The organism is Winogradskyella pelagia, assembly GCF_017581965.1.
GTDB lineage: Bacteria > Bacteroidota > Bacteroidia > Flavobacteriales > Flavobacteriaceae > Winogradskyella > Winogradskyella pelagia.
The window spans coordinates 30273-48696 of record NZ_JAGEVF010000007.1; the positions used below are offsets into that span (position 1 = coordinate 30273).

Genomic DNA, 18424 nt, shown 5'->3' on the forward strand with positions numbered 1-18424 from the left:
AAGAGCTAAAAGCACGACACAACAGCATAGTATAATTTTCAATGCTTTCATCAATCTAATAATGGTAGATTTTTTTCTTTCAAAACTATATTCATACCAGCTATTCCTTGCAAGCCGCCAGTATGGATTGCAAGTATTTTAGCATCTTTTGGAAAAAACCCTCTCTCCATTAAATCTAAGATACCATACATCATTTTCCCAGTGTAAATAGGATCTAATGGAATACCATATTTGGCCTTGAATCTATTGATAAACGAAATCAAGTCAGCATTTATTTTTGCGTAGCCTCCAAAATGATAATCTGTGATAATCTCCCAATTTTTTTGTTGTGCAAATTTACGAATATCGTTGCGAATAAAATCACCTTTTAACGCTGGAAAACCTAAGACCTTTTGTTGGGTTTGAGCGCTATTTATAATGCCAGCAATTGTACCTCCCGTACCCACAGCGCAACAGATGAAATCGTAGTCGTAATCTTCTTTAATCAATATTTCTTCACAGCCTTTAACAGCCAACGTATTGGTTCCGCCTTCTGGCAACAGGTAAAACTCTCCAAATTGACTTTTCAATTTGTCCAGAAATTCCTGCTGATCTTTTCTCCTGTAAGCTTCCCTGCGGACAAAGTGAAGTTTCATGCCGTTTTCTTTGGCAAAACTTAAGGTAGGGTTGTGATCTATCTTATTGTGAAGATCTGCTCCTCTTATAATTCCGATCGTTTTTAAGCCAGACTGTTTGCCAGCATAGGCTGTAGACGCTATGTGATTGGAATAAGCACCACCGAAGGTAAGAAGGTTGGCATAACCAAGATTCTTTGCCTCTACGAGATTGTATTTCAGCTTGCGAAATTTATTTCCTGAAACTATGGGATGTATTAGATCTTCGCGTCGCAACACAAGCTTAATTTTATCATTTTTGATTATTTCATCCTTAATAATATACATTTCATCGATAAATTAAGATTTATTAAGCTGTAAATCAGCAATATCTTAACTTTAAATTAACAGAAATTCGAAGTAGTGCCACAAACAAATATTGAGGAAATCGTTGCTTCGATCCCGTATCCAAACTTAAGTGAAAAATTATTGTTTTTCCTTAATCCTGTCTACTTAAAGAAAAAATTATTAGTTAAAAATATTTAATTTATCCGATGGCCGTTAGATTGATCTCAATTCTGTTTCTCGTCTTTTCCTTTAGTGTAAATGCGCAATGTCCGAATTTAGGCATTGATGCATGCACAACGGCTGCACCGACAATTGTTGGCAACTCCATTACCTGCAATCCTCCTATTAATAATGCCGGGAGACAAAACTTTAGAGTGACTAACATGATTGCGAATGCCACCTATAGAATTTCAAACTGCAACTCGGGTGTTGATACACAAATGACCATAAGGGATTTAGGAGGTACGGTTGTGGGATATAATGATGATAACGGACCTGCATGTGCTGGTTTAGCTGCCTCAATTAATTTTATACCTCCAGCTGATGGGAGTTATAGAATACAGTTAAACAGATTTAATTGCCAATCTGGTGGCTCTCTCGATAATGGAGATATTTTGGTCACTCTACTGTCCTTACCTTGTGCGTTACCGACTCCTATAACCACCCCTTCATGTCCGAATGTTGATGTTACACCAGACTCATCCAGCATTGTATCTTGCGGTTCAGGAGCAGGGTCAGAGACCTTAACGGCAAATTATATGGATTTAGGTGATACCTCGGATTATAATGTGGATTTAATCACCTATGACGCTACTACTTTTGGAAATTTTGCTGCAGCTGCTACAACGTCGATTTTATTTGGTTCGACTGGTACAGAGGACGATAGATGGTCTAACACAGCATTCAATATTCCTTTTGACTTTTGTTTTTATGGCAATACAGTAGCCCAATTTGTTGTTGGGACAAATGGCACGATTTCATTTGACCCCTCACGAGCAAATACACTTTCAGGATTTTCCTTTGATGAGAATTTACCAAGTACCGATGAAGACCTTTTTGATGACACAATATACGCTGCTTACCAAGATTTAGACCCAAGCGTTTTAGGTTCTGGCCAAATTACTTATGGTACGACCAACGTGAATGGCTGTAATGCTTTGGTGGTACTTTGGGACGACATACCTCTTTGGGATAATGGTAATCTTGGAGACAATTCAAAACGTCAAACTGTCATGGCTGTTTTGTATGAAAATACAAATATTGTTGAAATTTTAATCAAAGAAAAGGACTTAGATGACGACTTTTTTGGTATATGGAATGACGGAAATGCCATAGTTGGCATACAAAACGTTGGTGCTACTGAAGCCGTTGTAGCACCATGTAGAAATACCCTAGATGATAACTGGGTAGCTACAAACGAAGCTTGGCGATTTACACCTTCGGGAGGCTCTTCTACTGCTACACTAGAGTGGTTAGTAGATGGTACGCTAGAACCTACCTATAATGGACAAACGACAATAACGATTAGCCCTTCTGTAACTACTATGTACACTGCTCAAGTCACATACAACCTCTGTAATGGTGGAAATCTTATCATTTCAGATGATACTACAGTTACAGTTGTTGGAGGAAAAATTTGGGACGGTTCAGAGGCTACAAATAATTGGATGAATCCGTTTAATTGGAGTGATGACACAATTCCAACGGCAACGGATTGTATAGTTATTCCAGTTACGGGTAATGATCCCATTATTTACAATAGTGACAATGGCATTGGTCTTAACCTCACAATTGAAAATGGCGCTACTTTAACTCAACAACCAAATTCAACTCTAACCGTGTTAAACTTTATCGAGGTTGAAACTGGTGCAACCTATACTATGGAAGATAGTGCAAGCCTAATACAAATTGATGATGTTGCCAATACTGTGGACGGAACATTTACTATGGCTAGAACCGCCAATATGCGCCAAAATGACTATGTCTATTGGTCATCACCAGTAGCAAATTTTAATGTAGAGGATATTTCAATTAATACACCTTCCAATTTTATATATGACTGGAATCCTAGTTTTGACAGACCAGACGGTCCACCACCTAATTTTGTACCTAACGATTTTGGTCGTTGGGAAAGTGCTTCTGGATTAATGACCTTGGCTAAAGGGTATATAGTTAAAGGTCCAAATGGCCATCCTAGTACTCCAAGTCCCTACACTGCCACATTTGATGGGACTCCAAATAACGGAAATGTTGATATTGCCATAACTCGAGGAGGTTATACTGGACTACCTTATGTAGGCCCTGGAGATGACTTGGTTACTCCCGAAGCCGACAATTGGAATTTAATAGGAAATCCTTATCCCTCAGCGATAAGTGCAATGAGTTTTCTAGCGCTACCATCAAATAATAACGTTGAAGGCTCGGTCTATTTATGGACACACAATACAGATATCGCTGCTAGTGATTCTCCATTTTATCAAGACTTCGTCTATAACTACAATGCAGTCGATTATTTAGTCTGGACGGGCAGTGGACCTTCAATCCCAGTTGGGTTTAATGGAAGTATCGCTGCAGGCCAAGGATTCTTTGTGCTTATGAATGATTTAGCAACACCCACTGAAACAGTTACTTTCAACAATGCCATGCGTAACAGCAGTTATGCTAACGACCAGTTCTATAGGACAAGTGAAACAGCAACTAGCACAACACTTGAAACACACAGAATTTGGCTAGATTATGTAGCACCAAACAACAATACCAATATTACTCTTGTAGCTTATGTAAATGGCGCCACAAACGAACATGACCGCATGTTCGATGCTAAGAATTCTCAAGGTAATGGTCTAAACCTGTATTCTCTTATTAATGAGGACATGTATATTATTCAGGGAAGGCAAATTCCTTTTGATGAAACAGATACAGTACCACTAGGACTAAACATCTCTGAAGCAGGTATTCAAACTATTGCAATTAATACTTTGGAAGGTATTTTTCTTGAGGAGAATTCTCAAATTTTTATTGAAGATTTGCATGATGGCATAATTCACAATATAAAAAACGCCCCATACTTTTTTAACAGCGAAGCTGGTATAGTTAATGACAGATTTGTTTTACGCTATAATGCAGGAAGTCTTGGCGTAAATGGTACAAATATGTCCTCAGGTGTTTTGGTTTATGAAAAACAAGAAAAAATCCAAATTGAATCAATGTTAAAATCTATCGCAAATGTTAAAGTTCATGATGTCTTAGGTAGATCTTTGTTTGAAAAATCCAATATTAACCAAAACATGTTTCGCATTGATGCTCTTAATTCAAAAACACAGGTTATATTCTTAAAGATTTCTTTAGTTGATGGAAGTCAAGAGGTGGTTAAACTCATTTTCTAAAATATTTTATAAAACTCAACCAAGATCTTGATTTCAAATAATCACGGTTTTTTTCATTTTCGTAAGCTTCTCTTTCAAATGAGATACTCCTATAAGCATCAGGCCAATTTTTGTATTGAGTCAGACGAAGTAAAAATTCAAACCCATAAATAAGATAGAAAGGTAGAACCATAAGTTCTTTTTGCTGTCTTAAGTGAATTCGTTCATGATTTAAAACTACTTCATTAGATTTAAATCTCTTATTCTTTAAAAAAACAAAGGGATAAAGGGTTAAACCTGCATAACCCTTTGGTATAAGATATTTTGACACAATAACCACAATTATTCGATATCAAAAATCAATCCATTTTGCGTTATCTTTGTAAAGCATGAAAAAATATGTCCCCATAGAAGAAGGCGATTACTACTTCACCCCTGAGGGCTATCGCTGTTTTACTGAGCAGTACCTACTAAAACGTGGTTACTGCTGTGAGAGCGGCTGCAGACACTGCCCTTATGGTTTCAATAAGAATGACTTAAAACAAAACTGATGCAGTTAACTAGCTTATCGTTTAAAGAACAATTGTTGGAAGGGATTCCAGATTATCTTCCTGAACATAAACCATATGACCCAACTATTAATCATGCACCTAAACGCAAAACTATTTTAACCAAAGAGGAAAAAAAACTTGCCCTACGCAATGCCCTAAGGTATTTTGACAAAAAGCATCATGAAGAATTATTAACAGAATTTAAGGACGAGCTAGACACCTATGGCCGCATCTATATGTATCGGTATAGACCAGACTATAACATGTATGCACGACCGATAGACGAATATCCTGCAAAGAGCAAACAAGCTGCTGCAATTATGCTAATGATTCAAAATAATCTAGATTATGCAGTAGCCCAACATCCACATGAACTAATTACCTATGGCGGAAATGGTGCCGTATTTCAGAATTGGGCGCAATATAGGCTCACTATGAAATATTTGGCAGAAATGACTGACGAACAAACCTTGGTCATGTATTCTGGACATCCCATGGGACTATTCCCTAGCCATAAAGAGGCTCCTCGTGTTGTGGTAACTAACGGTATGATGATTCCTAATTACTCCCAGCCTGATGATTGGGAAAAATATAATGCGTTAGGTGTCACCCAATACGGACAAATGACTGCTGGAAGTTACATGTACATAGGTCCTCAAGGCATTGTTCATGGAACAACTATAACGGTTTTAAACGGTTTTAGAAAAATTGGAAAATCTCCTTCAGGTGGTCTTTTCGTTACATCTGGCCTAGGAGGTATGTCTGGTGCTCAACCAAAAGCAGGAAATATTGCAGGCTGTATAACTGTATGTGCAGAGGTAAATCCAAAAATCACTCAAGTACGACTTGACCAAGGTTGGATAGATGAGAAAATTACAGATTTAGATGCTTTAGTTCTTCGCGTAAAAAAAGCCCAAAAATATAACGAAGTAGTCTCCTTAGCCTATCTGGGTAACGTAGTGGATGTCTGGGAGAAATTCAATAAAGAAAATATTCACATAGATCTAGGGAGCGACCAAACTTCATTGCACAATCCATGGGCAGGAGGCTACTATCCCATGAGTTTAAGTTTTGAGAAAGCCAATAGCATGATGGCCAACAATCCAGAGGAATTTAAAATTCATGTTCAAAATAGTTTAAGACGTCATGCTTCTGCCATAAACGCTCATACAAAAAAAGGGACCTATTTCTTTGATTATGGTAATGCCTTTTTATTAGAAGCATCAAGAGCAGGAGCAGATGTTATGAGTGAGAACCCAAGTCTAGGTCGAGAGTTTAAATATCCTAGTTATGTCCAAGACATCATGGGTCCTATGTGCTTTGATTATGGTTTCGGTCCTTTTCGTTGGGTGTGTGCCTCAGGGAAAGAAAAAGATTTATTAAAAACAGATGAAATCGCTTGTAATATGCTAGAGAATATAATGAAAGATGCTCCTAAGGAAATACAGCAACAAATGGCGGACAATATTCAATGGATTAAAGGTGCACAGGAGAACAAACTCGTTGTTGGCTCCCAAGCTCGAATTTTATATGCAGATGCAGAAGGCCGGATGAAAATTGCCGAAGCGTTTAATCAAGCAATTGCCAGAGGTGAAATTGGCTATGTAATTCTTGGAAGAGACCATCATGATGTATCTGGAACAGACTCTCCGTACAGAGAGACAAGTAATATTTATGACGGTTCTAGTTTCACCGCTGATATGGCCATACATAACGTTATTGGCGATAGTTTTAGAGGTGCTACCTGGGTAAGTGTACATAATGGAGGAGGAGTCGGTTGGGGCGAGGTAATAAATGGCGGCTTCGGCATGGTTCTTGATGGTTCTATGGATACGGACAGGCGTTTAAAACAAATGTTATTTTGGGATGTAAACAATGGCATCTCTAGACGGAGTTGGGCCAGAAACGAAGGCGCTATTTTCGCTATAAAACGCGCTATGCAAAAAGAACCTGAATTAAAAGTTACTTTACCCAACCAAGTTGATGACACCTTGTTAGAAACACTATAAAAATGAGCACTATGAAAAAAGGAAAAACTTATGATGGGCGCTCCAAGAAAAGGACCACCACTAAGGGATTAGGCAATCTGGTTACTATTTTATTAATTCTTGTGACACTATCGTCGTGCAGCAGTATTAGAGTTGCAGTGGATTATGAGCAAAATGCAAACTTTGAGAATTACAAGACGTTTGCATTTTACAAACCTGGAATAGACGAAGCAAAGATTAGTGATATTGACAAGCGACGTATTCTAAGAGCCATTGAAGCTGAACTCCTTTCCAAAGGCTTAAGAAAATCTGAAGAACCTGACCTTTTGGTTAGTATATTCACCGAATCCAATCAGCGTGTTGATATTTACAACAACGGCTGGGGCGGCTGGGGATGGGGACCTGGTTGGGCATGGGGACCTGGCTGGGGCTGGGGACCTGGCTGGGGCGGAAATCAAGTTTCGACCTCTATAGAGGGTATGCTTTTTATTGATTTAATAGATACAAAGAAAATGGACTTAATCTGGCAAGGTTCTGGCACCGGCTATCTAGTCACTAAAAGTGTCGAAAAAAAGGAAGCTAGGATTAAAGAATTTGTAGCGAAAACTATGGCCCAATTCCCTCCAGGACAGAATTGATTTACATCTAAAAATATTTTTTAAGCATCGGATTAAATTCGGTGCTTTTTTTGTTTTGGTACCTTTTTAATTAAAAAATCTATCTTTGCCGCCCTAAAAGCACAAGTAATGATTCTCGGACAAACCACGCGTAAAAATTTTACTCAAAACCCAAAAAACGATATCCTTTCTGGACTTACTGTTGCTCTTGCCTTAGTTCCAGAAGCTGTTGCTTTCGCTTTTGTAGCAGGAGTTGACCCTCTTGTTGGCTTGTATGGTGCTTTTATTATGGGATTTGTTACAGCTCTTTTTGGTGGTAGACCAGGAATGATTTCTGGAGCAACAGGTGCTATGGCCGTGGTTATGGTCTATTTAATACAAAAAGGGAATGCAGTAGGACAAACTTTAGATGTTCCAATTGATAACCTTGGTTTACAATGGCTGTTCATTACCTTACTTTTTGTTGGAGCAATTCAAATTCTTGCTGGTGTTTTTAAATTGGGGAAGTTTGTTAGACTAATCCCACATCCTGTTATGATGGGTTTTGTAAATGGCTTAGCTATTGTCATATTTTTATCTCAATTAAGCTTGTTTCCTAATGCTGTTCCAAAGGATATTTCACTATTTAGTAATACTTCGGAATGGTTAACTGCTCTATTTTCAAACCTTTCGTTTTGGAAAATGATGGGATTCATAGGGTTAACAATGGGTATTATGTATGGACTACCCAAATTGACAAAAAAGATTCCAGCTGCGCTCATTGCTATCATTGTGGTCGCGGGTATAACAATTTTTGGAAATATAGAAGTTAGCACCGTAGGCTCTTTTATTAGAGAAGGAGGTGGACAAGGTCTCCAAGGTGGTCTTCCTACCTTCCAAGAACAGATCTTCAGTTTGTTTTATACTTTGGCAGGACACTGGGACACCATACTTTCTACAGCAGTAATATTGGCTGCTGTTGGCCTCATAGAGTCATTAATGACACTAAATCTTGTTGATGAGATTACAGAGACACGAGGAAACGGAAATAGAGAGTGCATTGCTCAAGGCAGCGCAAATATATTGAATGGTCTATTCGGTGGTATGGGAGGTTGTGCTATGATTGGACAATCTATTATCAATGTAGATTCTGGAGGTAGAGGAAGACTGTCTGGCACCATTGCTGCAGTCGCCTTACTATGCTTCGTTTTGTTTGGAGCACCGTTGATTGAACAAATACCAATCGCAGCACTTGTAGGCGTAATGTTTATGGTAGTTATTGGAACCTTCGCCTGGAGTAGTTTTAGAATTATTAGAAAGATTCCGTTATCTGATGCTATTGTGCTTATAGCGGTTTCAGCCATAACCGTTTGGAAGGATTTAGCGGTTGCAGTAATTGCAGGAGTAATTATTTCTGCTTTAGTATTTGCTTGGAAAAGTGCCACTATGATTAGAGCACGTAAACGCATTCAAACAGACGGCACCAAAACTTATGAAATATGGGGACCACTTTTTTTTGGTTCAGTACAAGCTTTTAATTCTAAGTTTGATGTGAAAAATGACCCTCAGTCCATAGAAATTGACTTTATTGAGTCTAGAATAAGTGATCATTCTGCGTTAGAGGCTATTTTCAATATTGTTAAAAAATATGAGGCCGCTGGTAAATCAATTAAGCTAAAACATTTGAGTGAAGACTGTAAAATCATCCTTAGAAAAGGAAGTCCTATATTTGAAGATGTCATAGTAGAAGCTGTTGATGACCCAAGATATCATTTGGCCGCAAATCCTGAAGAGTTTACTAAACCCTTATCGGCCTACGACATTTAAATCCGCATTACATCTGGACGTTCATTTCTTCTGGAAACTGTTTTGGTATCTCACTATCAGGTTCATCAAGCATCTCCCTGAGGTTAATCTCTATACTCCTTGAAATAGTTGATATAGGTACGTCATTCGCAGTGCCTTCAAATGGATTTTCTCCAACACGGGCCATACGTTCCATCACGTGAAATGCCCAGGATACTACAGCACAAAATGGAATGGCTAGCCAAATAAAATACCGACCAACGCGATTAAACTCTTCCAACATTTCCTCACCAATTTCAGCAAACTCTGGTATAATACCAAACGGCAAAAGAATAGCAAATATCCTAGTTAAATAAAGAGAGAGTGTGGCATACTGCCTGGGATAAGGGAAATTTTTAATACGCTCCGTTTGTCCTTGATGCGTAAATAATTCTTCTAATACATCCTCAAGATTTAAAAATGTAAATTCCTTTAGTATCCCTTTATCTTTCAAGGCTCTTAAATGCCTAGATTGTAAATACAAGATTGCCGCCTGTTTATTTGATTTTGATAATACATAGGCTTGTTCAGTCTCTGACAAATAGGGTTCTAGACTCTCTTCTAGTTTGGTAATATACTCTGGTGTATGAATCCGTTTTCGCCATTCCTGATTCGTTATGGCTCTGTGTTGTGTTTCCCATGATTTTCTGCTTCTCATCGCGTAACGTAGAGCTGTTAACCAAGCTATATGTCGATACACCAATATTTGTCTATCCTCAGATAAATTAATTTGATTTTCAACATCTCCCTCTCGATCTACTCTTACCAAATCCTGAACTTTCATACCCCAAGTGCGCGAGGTATTCACGATAGCACCCCAAATTTTTCTAGCCTCCCAAATGCGCTCATAAGCAGCATTATTTTGAAAACCAACCATAAAGGCAACTGCAGTACCAATAAGTGCTACTGGGGTCCAAGGTACATTTAGAAACGTTAATCCAACTACTTCATAAAGCACAGTCAGAACTGCCGCATAGGAAAGATAGATAAGTGTTTCTCCTCTGGTCCAAAGGACCATTTCCTTAACAGAATAACGTTTCTTAGTCAGCATTCAATTCGGTGTTATTGAATGAAAGATAAAGAATTTCCAGTAAGCAAAGTGTACTAGTAACTTAATACCTCTTCAATTTTCACTTTCACCTTTTCGGTTGAAGGAATCATAGTTTGTTCCAAGGTAGAATTTAAAGGTATGGCTGGCATATTTTCACTGCCAATAGTCATAACAGGTGCATCTAAATATTTAAAACATTCTTCTTGAATTTTACCAGCTAATGCTCTTGCAAAACTATTGTTTGATGGCTCTTCGGTGACCACTAAACATTTCCCTGTTTTCTTTACAGATTTCATTATAGTATCTTCATCTAAAGGGTATAAAGTCCTTAAATCGATGATTTCAATTTGGTTGCGCATATCTAATTCCCCTGATGCATTATATGCCCAATGCACACCCATTCCGTAGGTTACTATAGTTAGAGTTTCTACATCATCTTGTTTCCAGATTTCTTGAAGCAACCAAGCCTTCCCAAAAGGCAATACATAATCTTCTGCTGGTTCTTTTGACGTTGCTGTCAGTGTTCCAGGTACTTTAGACCAATACAGGCCTTTATGCTCTAGAATAACTACCGGATTTGGGTCGTGATAGGCCGCTTTCATTAAGCCTTTTAAATCTGCTCCATTACTTGGATAGGCAATCTTAATGCCTCTAATATTAGTAATCACACTTTCTACAGATGATGAATGATATGGTCCACCGCTTCCGTAAGCACCAATAGGTACGCGCAATATCATACTCACTGGCCATTTACCATTTGAGAGGTAACAACTTCGACTCACTTCTGTAAATAGTTGATTAAGTCCGGGCCAAATGTAATCCGCAAACTGCACCTCAACAATTGGTTTTAATCCAACAGCAGACATTCCAACCGTGGACCCTACAATAAATGCTTCTTGAATTGGTGTATTAAACACACGGTCATCTCCAAACTTTTGAGCTAGTGTTGCAGCTTCTCTAAATACTCCGCCTAAGCGCCCGCCTACATCTTGTCCATAAACCAAGCACTCTTTGTGCTCTCTCATTAATTCCTCAACAGCGAATAATGCACAATCTACCATCACTACTTTATCAGCTCCTTCTGGTTCACGGACACCTTTTTCTTCTGTTATTGGAGTTGGTACAAAATCGTGGGTAAATAAATCTTCAGGTTTTGGGTCTTCTGCTTTTAAGGCCTTTTCAAAATCTAATGCTACTTTGTCTTTTGCTGCGTTTTCTATTTCATTAATATCAGAATCTGAGATTCCATTATCTAGTAATTGCTGTCTTAAAACCGGGTATGGGTCTCGAGAACGTGCTTCGTCTAAATCATCACGATACCATTCCATGCGTACACCAGATGTATGATGATTTAATAATGGTACTTTGGCATGTACTAAGAACGGACGGCGCTCTTTTCGAATAGTCGCAATCACCTTTTTAAGAGCTTCGTAGCTTTCAATAAAATTGGCACCATCGATAGAAATCGCTTCTAATCCATGGAAACCTTGTGCATATTCTGCAGCATTTTGGGCTCTTGTTTCGGCTGCATTTGCAGATATATCCCAACCATTATCTTGTACTAAATACAAAATGGGCATTTGTTTTAAAGCTGCCATCTGAAACGCTTCAGCGATTTCACCTTCAGTCACAGAGGCGTCACCTAATGAACATACAGTAATCGGGTTTTCAATAGTTGTATCGTTTAAGCCTTGCAATTCTTTATACTGCATTCCCATGGCAACACCAGTTGCAGGAATGGCTTGCATACCTGTTGCTGAAGATTGATGTGGTATTTTTGGCTTATCATCATCTTTTAAACTAGGGTGCGAATAATAGGTTCGTCCTCCAGAAAATGGATCATCTTTTTTGGCTAACAGTTGGAGCATTACATCGTAAGGCTCTAGTCCGAAAGACAATAACATTGCATCATCTCTATAATACGGAAAGGCATAATCTTGGGGCAATAATTGCAACCCTAAAGCAACTTGTATAGCCTCGTGACCACGCGATGTAGCATGTACATATTTTGAAACCTGTTTGAAATTAGCTTCGTATAATTCTGCCATAGATTTTGCTAAACACAACTTAGAAAATCCCTCAGCAAGAACTTTTTTATCTAATCCAGTCCTATTTTTTAGGTTTATATCTTGATTTTGCATCTTTTATTTTAAGCTAATTGGCTTTGAACTTCAGTCATCCAAGAAAATCTATCGTCTATCTTTCCTATCTTAATGGCATTTAGAGTATCATTAACTTCTACCGCAACCGGACTCTCTTCAGAGACATGAATCGTTTCATTCTCAAGTCCGATTTCTTTTATGTAAGCTATACCCACGGCAGTACCCGTACCAAAGGCTTCTTCTAAAGTACCGTTACGTGATGCCTCACGGATTTCATCAATAGTAATTTTGCGTTCTATGACTTGGTAACCCATAGATTTTAGTAGCTCAATGACACTCAATCGTGTGATACCATGTAGTACCGAACCATCCAATTCCGGAGTTATAAAATTTCCATTAATCTTAAAGAAGATATTCATAGTCCCTACTTCTTGAATGTACTTGTGCTCAGCAGCATCTAACCATAAGACTTGATCGTAACCTTTAGCTTTTGCCAATTCTGTTGGGCGAATTGCTGCGGCGTAATTACCTGCTGCTTTTGCCTCGCCAGTACCACCTTCTGCAGCTCTAATAAATTGTTTTTCTGCCCATAAACGAATGTGTTTACTGAAGTATGGCCCTGATGGTGATGCCATTATCACAAAGTTGTAACTTGTCGCAGCACGCATCCCAATAAATGCCTCAGTGGCATACATGAAAGGTCTTAAATATAATGCGCTTCCTTGTTGCGGTGGTATCCAAGCGTGGTCCAAAGCTACCAATTCTTTTAAGCCATCTACAAATAGTTCTTCTGGAACAGTTGGCATTCCCATGCGCTCTGCACTTTTATTTAAACGAGATGCATTATGTTCTGGCCTGAATAATAATGGTGTTCCCTCTGCATTTTTATACGCCTTCATCCCTTCGAAAATCGCCTGACCGTAATGTAATGCCATCGCGGCAGGATGCGTAGGAATTGGCCTTAACGGTTCGATTCTTGGGTTTTGCCATTGCCCATCTTTGTATTCGCAAATAAACATATGGTCTGTAAAGGATGTTCCCAACGGGATATTATCAAAATCTAATTGGTCTAATTTTGACGATTGTGTTTTGGTGATTGAAATGTTATAACTCATAGTTTATAGTTTATGAGATTCTGAATAAAACTCAGAATGACAGATTTTTATATGTTTCGATTTGTATCAAATTGTTCAAAATAATCGGCGACACGACGCACAAAACTTCCTCCTAAAAAACCATCTACTACGCGATGGTCAAAAGACAAGGATAGATACATCATACTTCGGATTGCGATTTCGTCACCGTTTTCGGTTTCAATAACTTCAGCACGTTTCTTAATAATACCTAAAGCAAGAATGGCAACTTCGGGTTGATTGATAATTGGTGTTCCCATGACACTTCCAAATGTTCCAACGTTAGAAATGGTGAATGTGCTATCTTTTATATCATCTCCTACAAGCTTGTTTTCTCTAGCTTTATTTGCCAAGATGTTGACATTTTCTGCAAGTTGCTTTAAGTCTTTAGTATCTGCATTTTTTACCACAGGAACAATTAAGTTTCCGCTTGGCAAGGCCGTAGCCATACCAATATTTATATCTTCTTTGACAATAATATTATCTCCATCTACTGATGCATTAATATTTGGAAAATCTTTGACAGCCTTTGCAACGGCTTCAACAAATAGTGGCGTAAACGTAAGGCGTTCTCCATATTTTTCTTGGAATGCTTTTTTATTTGCATTACGCCAATTGACCATATTAGTCATATCGGCTTCTACATAAGCAGTAACATGAGGTGAGGTATGTTTAGAATAGACCATATGATCCGCAATCATTTTACGCATGCGGTCCATTTCAATAATTTTACCTTCTCCCTTATCGAATGTTAACTGCGGAATACGGTAAGCTGTTGGGTCTTGTTGGGCAACGGCTTGTGCAAACTGATATGGTCGACCCTCCTCTATATATTTAAAAACATCACTCTTACGTAATCTTCCTTCTGCTCCGGTAGCTGGTATTCTAGCCAATTCTTCAAAACTGATATGGAATTCTTTTGCGATAGAAACAACCAATGGTGAGAAAAACGAATTTGTATTTGAAATACTAAATTGTTCAGCGCTTATTTTAGTTGAAGGCTTATTTGCTTTGGATTTTTCAATCTTTTTAGGCTTAGGTTTCTCTGTTTTCGACGTCTGCTTTTTAGTTTTCGATGACGAAATAGGCACCGCTCCATTACTGTTAATAATAGCTATAGTTTCTCCAATTTTTATAACATCATTTGCTTCGTATAAAATCTCTTCAATTACACCAGAAACATTAGATGGCACTTCAGAATCCACCTTATCTGTTGCCACCTCCAGAAGCATCTCATCTTCTTCAATTGAGTCACCAACATTTTTAAACCATGTGATGATTGCTGCTTCAGTTATGCTTTCGCCCAATCTGGGCATTTTAAATTCAACTTTCGCCAATTTGAATATAATTTGTTATAAGAAACAAAGATAAGTAACATGGGTGATTTGCACTGTTAACAACCTCTAAATAAGAATTAAAAAGTTTTTATTTCTTTTTTTAGTTCTAATTTTAGTTTTTTATTCTTTTATATTTGTATTTCAGACCTCTAAAAATAAATTTTTCTTATGCCTTATTCTTTGGATAAAATTGACACGAAAATTCTACAAATTCTACAAAAAGATAGTAATCAGACCACTAAGCGAATTGCAGAGCAATTAGGCATGACCACATCACCAGTTTTTGAACGCATCAAAAAGCTAGAAAAAGAAGGTTTTATCAAAAAGTATGTCGCTGTTTTAGACAACAAAAAAATAGGCCTGAAGCTTACTGTTTTTATTGGCATAACATTACAAGGCCATACTAGAAGCTATCTTGAGAAGTTTGTGAAAGAGATTAATGATTTCCCTGAAATCGTAGAATGTCATCGCGTTAGTGGGAATTTTGACTATTTACTGAAATTGGTAGTTGAAGATATTGAAGCCTACGAGATGTTCATTATTTCTAAGTTAACACTTCTTCCTTATTTGGGAAATGTACAGAGCTTAATTACACTGTCTACAGGAAAAGAGACTAATGAGATTGATTTGAGTAGGGTTTAAGATTACTTTTTAAAAGTATCTCTCAATGTTTTATAAGCTTCTTCTTGTGTGGGCAAATCTTTTGGTACTTCTCGAAGTGGTACGACTTCCCTTAATGACTCATAACAATCAGCCGGTAATTTTTGATATAATTGGGTCCCCTTTGTTTTCCAAGCTAACATTTCATCGCTGACTTGTTTCACGACTTTTGCAGGATTCCCAACAACTAAGCTTCGCTGTGGGATTTTAGTTTCAGCTTTTACGAAAGCCATAGCACCAACTATAGATTCATCTCCGATTTCGGCATCGTCCATAATGACTGTATTCATACCAATCAAACAGTTTTTACCCAGATTAGCACCATGAATTATGGCTCCATGACCAACATGTGCGCTTTCTTTGAGCGTTATGGATTTTCCGGGAAACATATGAACGGTACAATTCTCTTGCACATTAACACCATCTTCAAGAATGATTTGTCCCCAATCTCCTCTGATTGCAGCACCTGGACCTATATAACAGTTTTTACCTATGATTACATTTCCAGTAACAGCTGCTAGAGGATGCACAAAACTACTTTCGTGAACTACTGGTGTATAGCCTTGAAATTCGTAAATCATCTATTTGAAACGTTTCAGGGTTTCTTTGGTGAATTCGCTCAACACCAAGCGCCCACTAATGGCAGCACGATCAGCTAACAAATTATCCCAATTTTCTGTACCACTCCAAAACATGGTTTTCATGTCTCGCATGGCTTCAGGATTATAAGTGCACAAATGCTCTGAAAAGGCCTTAACACCCTCATCGAGAGCTTCGGTAGATTCAAAAACCTGTGCATATAGCCCTTTATCTTTAGCCCATTCTGCAGAATAGAAACTATTCGCATCTATAGCAATCTGGGACATCCCGCTTAAACCGAGCTTCCTTTGCACGGCTGGACCAACAACAAATGGACCAATACCCACATTCAATTCGCTAAGTTTAATTGAGGCAAACTTAGTTGCCATACAATAGTCAGTTGCTGAAGCCAAACCAACACCGCCTCCAACAGTTTTACCTTGTACTCTTCCTATAATAAACTTAGGACACTTGCGCATGGCATTAATGACATTAGCAAATCCAGTAAAGAACACTTTACCTGTTTCTTCATCGCTGATATTAATTAATTCGTTAAAACTTGCGCCTGCACAGAAGGTTCTATCGCCACCACTTCTTAAGACGATAACTTTAATCGCATCGTTTTGCCCAGCTTCTTTAATAGTATTTGCCAACTTTGCTAACACATTTCCTGGCAGTGAGTTATGCGAAGGATGAAAGAATTCTATATATCCTACTTCGTTTTCTATGGTTTGTTTTACGTATGGGTCACTCATTACTTTGATAAATTTAATTCTTCAATTTTTTTTATGTAGCCTTTTGAAGTTTTCATATCTGGATTTAACTCCAATGCTTTTTTAAAACTTATTAATGCATTTTTATAATCTTCATTCATAAAATAGGCTTCACCTAAACTGTCATAAATATTGGCATTTTCAGGAAATTCTTCAGTTAAAAACTTGAAAACTTCAATCGCTTTTTGGCTCTGACTATCATTTAATAAATCGTAACCAAAATTGTTCAATTCTCTTAAATTAAAGTCATAGGTCGTTGTATCACTTTTTAGTGCTCTAAAGTTTTGATAAGCCTTACTTGGATTTGTACTAAAGTCTGATTTGAATATAGATGTCAAATTGAGTTTGGGGAATTTTATGACCATAGGTTCAATATCTCTAAAAAATAGTAATTCCCAATCTCGCATCGCTTCATCGGATGTATTATTTACCATTACAACAATTCCGTAATTAGAATCTGGACAAATTAAGATGCCGCTTTGAATTCTGTTAGAGGTTCCTGTTTTTGAATAGTAAAAACCTTCTACCTCAGCATGGTCAATATCTTGCCAAAGATAACCGATTTTCTCACCATCTTCTGGGTCTTCAAAAAGTACACTTGAGGCTTCTTTTACCCAAGGTTCGTTTTTATTATCAACAAAATATTGCATGTATGTAGCTAAATCTGGTAATGTTGAAATCGCGCCACCTGCTGCTCCGTAAACTGGGTCATGATCTATAGGTGCTAATACATCTCCTTTATAACCTTTTACCAATCGGTCTTCGAACTTTTGAGATTCATCAAGGTAGGTATCGTTCATTCCGAGTTCTCTGAAAAACACATTCATTTGCTCCTTAAAAGGTTTCTTGTTTACTTTTTCTAAGATGTATGCTAATAATTCAGGCCCTAATGAATTATAGGCGAAAACCGTTCCTGGTTTTTTATCTACCTCTACAGTTTTAAGTTCTTTTAATAAATCGTCTATAGTATAGGAATCCGTTTTGTAATCGTAGGTGCCGGTTGTTACCTTATTCCTGATAGATTCAAACCCCTTTGTCAGCTTATTTTTTAATCCCATACTATGGGTTAAAAGATGTTTTACCGTAATTGACTGTCCTTCAAATTCTAGATTTGAATAATCACCTTCTATATACTTTCTTATATCATCTTCTAACCCAATTTTTCCAGCTAAAACAGCTTTCGCTACTAAAGATCCAGTAAATGTTTTTGTTATAGATGCTATTTCGTAAAGTGAGCTGTCATTGGGCTTATTGTTGCCATCTTTGTCAATTGCACCATAATAGTTTTGATACATCTCGCCATCTTTATAAATGGCTACTGCAAAAGAATTAGCATTACCTTTTTTGATGGTATTTTCAGCGAAAGCATCTACTAAATTTGTGAATTTATTGAAAGTGTTTTTAACTGAAACTTCAGAAATGTTATCCTTTTTTTCTGAATTACAGCCGAATATTAAAAGGCTTATTAAAATTAATTTGAATTGCTTCATATTGATTGATGAG

15 protein-coding genes are annotated in these 18424 nt (G+C 37.6%); 6 read left to right on the plus strand and 9 right to left on the minus strand.

Annotation, left to right across the window (positions count from 1 at the left end):
* Positions 1 to 50: 50 nt before the first annotated feature.
* Positions 51 to 941 (minus strand): 1-aminocyclopropane-1-carboxylate deaminase/D-cysteine desulfhydrase, encoded by an 891-nt coding sequence (locus J4050_RS09660; RefSeq protein WP_208154378.1) that lies wholly within the window; start codon positions 939 to 941, stop codon positions 51 to 53.
* A gap of 206 nt (positions 942 to 1147) precedes the next feature.
* Here J4050_RS09660 and J4050_RS09665 point away from each other — a divergent pair, with 206 nt between their 5' ends.
* Positions 1148 to 4327, plus strand: a complete 3180-nt coding sequence (locus J4050_RS09665) for a RemA C-terminal-like gliding motility protein (protein WP_208154379.1) — start codon at positions 1148 to 1150, stop codon at positions 4325 to 4327.
* Here the strand turns inward: J4050_RS09665 and J4050_RS09670 are convergent.
* The gene (locus J4050_RS09670; protein WP_347879110.1) at positions 4317 to 4637 is read right to left on the minus strand and encodes a hypothetical protein; all 321 of its coding nucleotides are present in this window, start codon (positions 4635 to 4637) and stop codon (positions 4317 to 4319) included. The genes J4050_RS09665 and J4050_RS09670 overlap by 11 nt on opposite strands.
* 58 nt (positions 4638 to 4695) lie before the next feature.
* Between J4050_RS09670 and J4050_RS09675 the strand changes: the two genes are divergently transcribed.
* The 4 genes from J4050_RS09675 to J4050_RS09690 all read left to right on the plus strand — a co-directional run bounded on the left by J4050_RS09675 (position 4696) and on the right by J4050_RS09690 (position 9268).
* The gene (locus tag J4050_RS09675) at positions 4696 to 4857 is read left to right on the plus strand and encodes a C1orf53 family protein (protein WP_208154380.1); all 162 of its coding nucleotides are present in this window, start codon (positions 4696 to 4698) and stop codon (positions 4855 to 4857) included.
* Entirely contained in the window at positions 4857 to 6866 is a 2010-nt protein-coding gene (gene hutU / locus J4050_RS09680; protein ID WP_208154381.1) for a urocanate hydratase, read from the plus strand. The genes J4050_RS09675 and hutU overlap by 1 nt, the downstream gene beginning before the upstream one ends.
* Positions 6867 to 6877: 11 nt before the next feature.
* Positions 6878 to 7483 (plus strand): DUF4136 domain-containing protein, encoded by a 606-nt coding sequence (locus tag J4050_RS09685; protein WP_208154382.1) that lies wholly within the window; start codon positions 6878 to 6880, stop codon positions 7481 to 7483.
* A 108-nt stretch (positions 7484 to 7591) separates the two neighbouring features.
* The gene (locus tag J4050_RS09690; protein ID WP_208154383.1) at positions 7592 to 9268 is read left to right on the plus strand and encodes a SulP family inorganic anion transporter; all 1677 of its coding nucleotides are present in this window, start codon (positions 7592 to 7594) and stop codon (positions 9266 to 9268) included.
* Positions 9269 to 9275: 7 nt separating this feature from the next.
* Here the strand turns inward: J4050_RS09690 and J4050_RS09695 are convergent, their stop codons facing one another.
* The 4 genes from J4050_RS09695 to J4050_RS09710 form a co-directional block, all read right to left on the minus strand.
* Complete coding sequence (locus J4050_RS09695) at positions 9276 to 10337, minus strand: bestrophin family protein (protein ID WP_208154384.1); 1062 nt, start codon at positions 10335 to 10337, stop codon at positions 9276 to 9278.
* A 53-nt stretch (positions 10338 to 10390) separates the two neighbouring features.
* On the minus strand, positions 10391 to 12385 hold the full coding sequence (locus J4050_RS09700) for an alpha-ketoacid dehydrogenase subunit alpha/beta (protein WP_438874716.1): 1995 nt from the start codon (positions 12383 to 12385) through the stop codon (positions 10391 to 10393).
* Between the two features lie 101 nt (positions 12386 to 12486).
* Complete coding sequence (locus tag J4050_RS09705) at positions 12487 to 13554, minus strand: branched-chain amino acid aminotransferase (protein WP_208154386.1); 1068 nt, start codon at positions 13552 to 13554, stop codon at positions 12487 to 12489.
* Between the two features lie 47 nt (positions 13555 to 13601).
* Entirely contained in the window at positions 13602 to 14888 is a 1287-nt protein-coding gene (locus J4050_RS09710; protein ID WP_208154514.1) for a dihydrolipoamide acetyltransferase family protein, read from the minus strand.
* 189 nt (positions 14889 to 15077) lie between these two features.
* Between J4050_RS09710 and J4050_RS09715 the strand changes: the two genes are divergently transcribed.
* Positions 15078 to 15551 carry an Lrp/AsnC family transcriptional regulator gene (locus J4050_RS09715; protein ID WP_208154387.1) on the plus strand — a complete coding sequence of 158 codons (474 nt, stop codon included), beginning with the start codon at positions 15078 to 15080 and terminating at the stop codon, positions 15549 to 15551.
* A gap of 2 nt (positions 15552 to 15553) precedes the next feature.
* Here the strand turns inward: J4050_RS09715 and J4050_RS09720 are convergent, their stop codons facing one another.
* From J4050_RS09720 to J4050_RS09730, 3 genes are read right to left on the minus strand one after another with little or no spacing between them, the layout of a single operon-like run.
* A complete protein-coding gene (locus J4050_RS09720; protein WP_208154388.1) occupies positions 15554 to 16150 on the minus strand; it encodes an acyltransferase in 597 nt (198 codons plus the stop codon).
* Positions 16151 to 16903, minus strand: a complete 753-nt coding sequence (locus J4050_RS09725) for an enoyl-CoA hydratase/isomerase family protein (protein WP_208154389.1) — start codon at positions 16901 to 16903, stop codon at positions 16151 to 16153.
* Positions 16903 to 18411, minus strand: coding sequence for a serine hydrolase (locus J4050_RS09730; RefSeq protein ID WP_208154390.1), 1509 nt, complete (start codon positions 18409 to 18411; stop codon positions 16903 to 16905). Before J4050_RS09730 ends, J4050_RS09725 begins: the two co-directional genes overlap by 1 nt.
* Between the last annotated feature and the right edge of the window lie 13 nt (positions 18412 to 18424).

What these genes read in the sequence shown, in the direction of transcription:
- J4050_RS09685 (WP_208154382.1), top strand. Translation starts at nt 6,878, where the DNA reads ATGAAAAAAGGAAAAACTTATGATGGGCGCTCCAAGAAAAGGACCACC.
- hutU (WP_208154381.1), top strand. Translation starts at nt 4,857, where the DNA reads ATGCAGTTAACTAGCTTATCGTTTAAAGAACAATTGTTGGAAGGGATT.
- J4050_RS09700 (WP_438874716.1), bottom strand. Translation starts at nt 12,385, where the DNA reads ATGGCAGAATTATACGAAGCTAATTTCAAACAGGTTTCAAAATATGTA.
- J4050_RS09730 (WP_208154390.1), bottom strand. Translation starts at nt 18,411, where the DNA reads ATGAAGCAATTCAAATTAATTTTAATAAGCCTTTTAATATTCGGCTGT.
- J4050_RS09715 (WP_208154387.1), top strand. Translation starts at nt 15,078, where the DNA reads ATGCCTTATTCTTTGGATAAAATTGACACGAAAATTCTACAAATTCTA.
- J4050_RS09705 (WP_208154386.1), bottom strand. Translation starts at nt 13,554, where the DNA reads ATGAGTTATAACATTTCAATCACCAAAACACAATCGTCAAAATTAGAC.
- J4050_RS09665 (WP_208154379.1), top strand. Translation starts at nt 1,148, where the DNA reads ATGGCCGTTAGATTGATCTCAATTCTGTTTCTCGTCTTTTCCTTTAGT.
- J4050_RS09690 (WP_208154383.1), top strand. Translation starts at nt 7,592, where the DNA reads ATGATTCTCGGACAAACCACGCGTAAAAATTTTACTCAAAACCCAAAA.
- J4050_RS09720 (WP_208154388.1), bottom strand. Translation starts at nt 16,150, where the DNA reads ATGATTTACGAATTTCAAGGCTATACACCAGTAGTTCACGAAAGTAGT.
- J4050_RS09675 (WP_208154380.1), top strand. Translation starts at nt 4,696, where the DNA reads ATGAAAAAATATGTCCCCATAGAAGAAGGCGATTACTACTTCACCCCT.
- J4050_RS09725 (WP_208154389.1), bottom strand. Translation starts at nt 16,903, where the DNA reads ATGAGTGACCCATACGTAAAACAAACCATAGAAAACGAAGTAGGATAT.
- J4050_RS09660 (WP_208154378.1), bottom strand. Translation starts at nt 941, where the DNA reads ATGTATATTATTAAGGATGAAATAATCAAAAATGATAAAATTAAGCTT.
- J4050_RS09710 (WP_208154514.1), bottom strand. Translation starts at nt 14,888, where the DNA reads ATGCCCAGATTGGGCGAAAGCATAACTGAAGCAGCAATCATCACATGG.
- J4050_RS09695 (WP_208154384.1), bottom strand. Translation starts at nt 10,337, where the DNA reads ATGCTGACTAAGAAACGTTATTCTGTTAAGGAAATGGTCCTTTGGACC.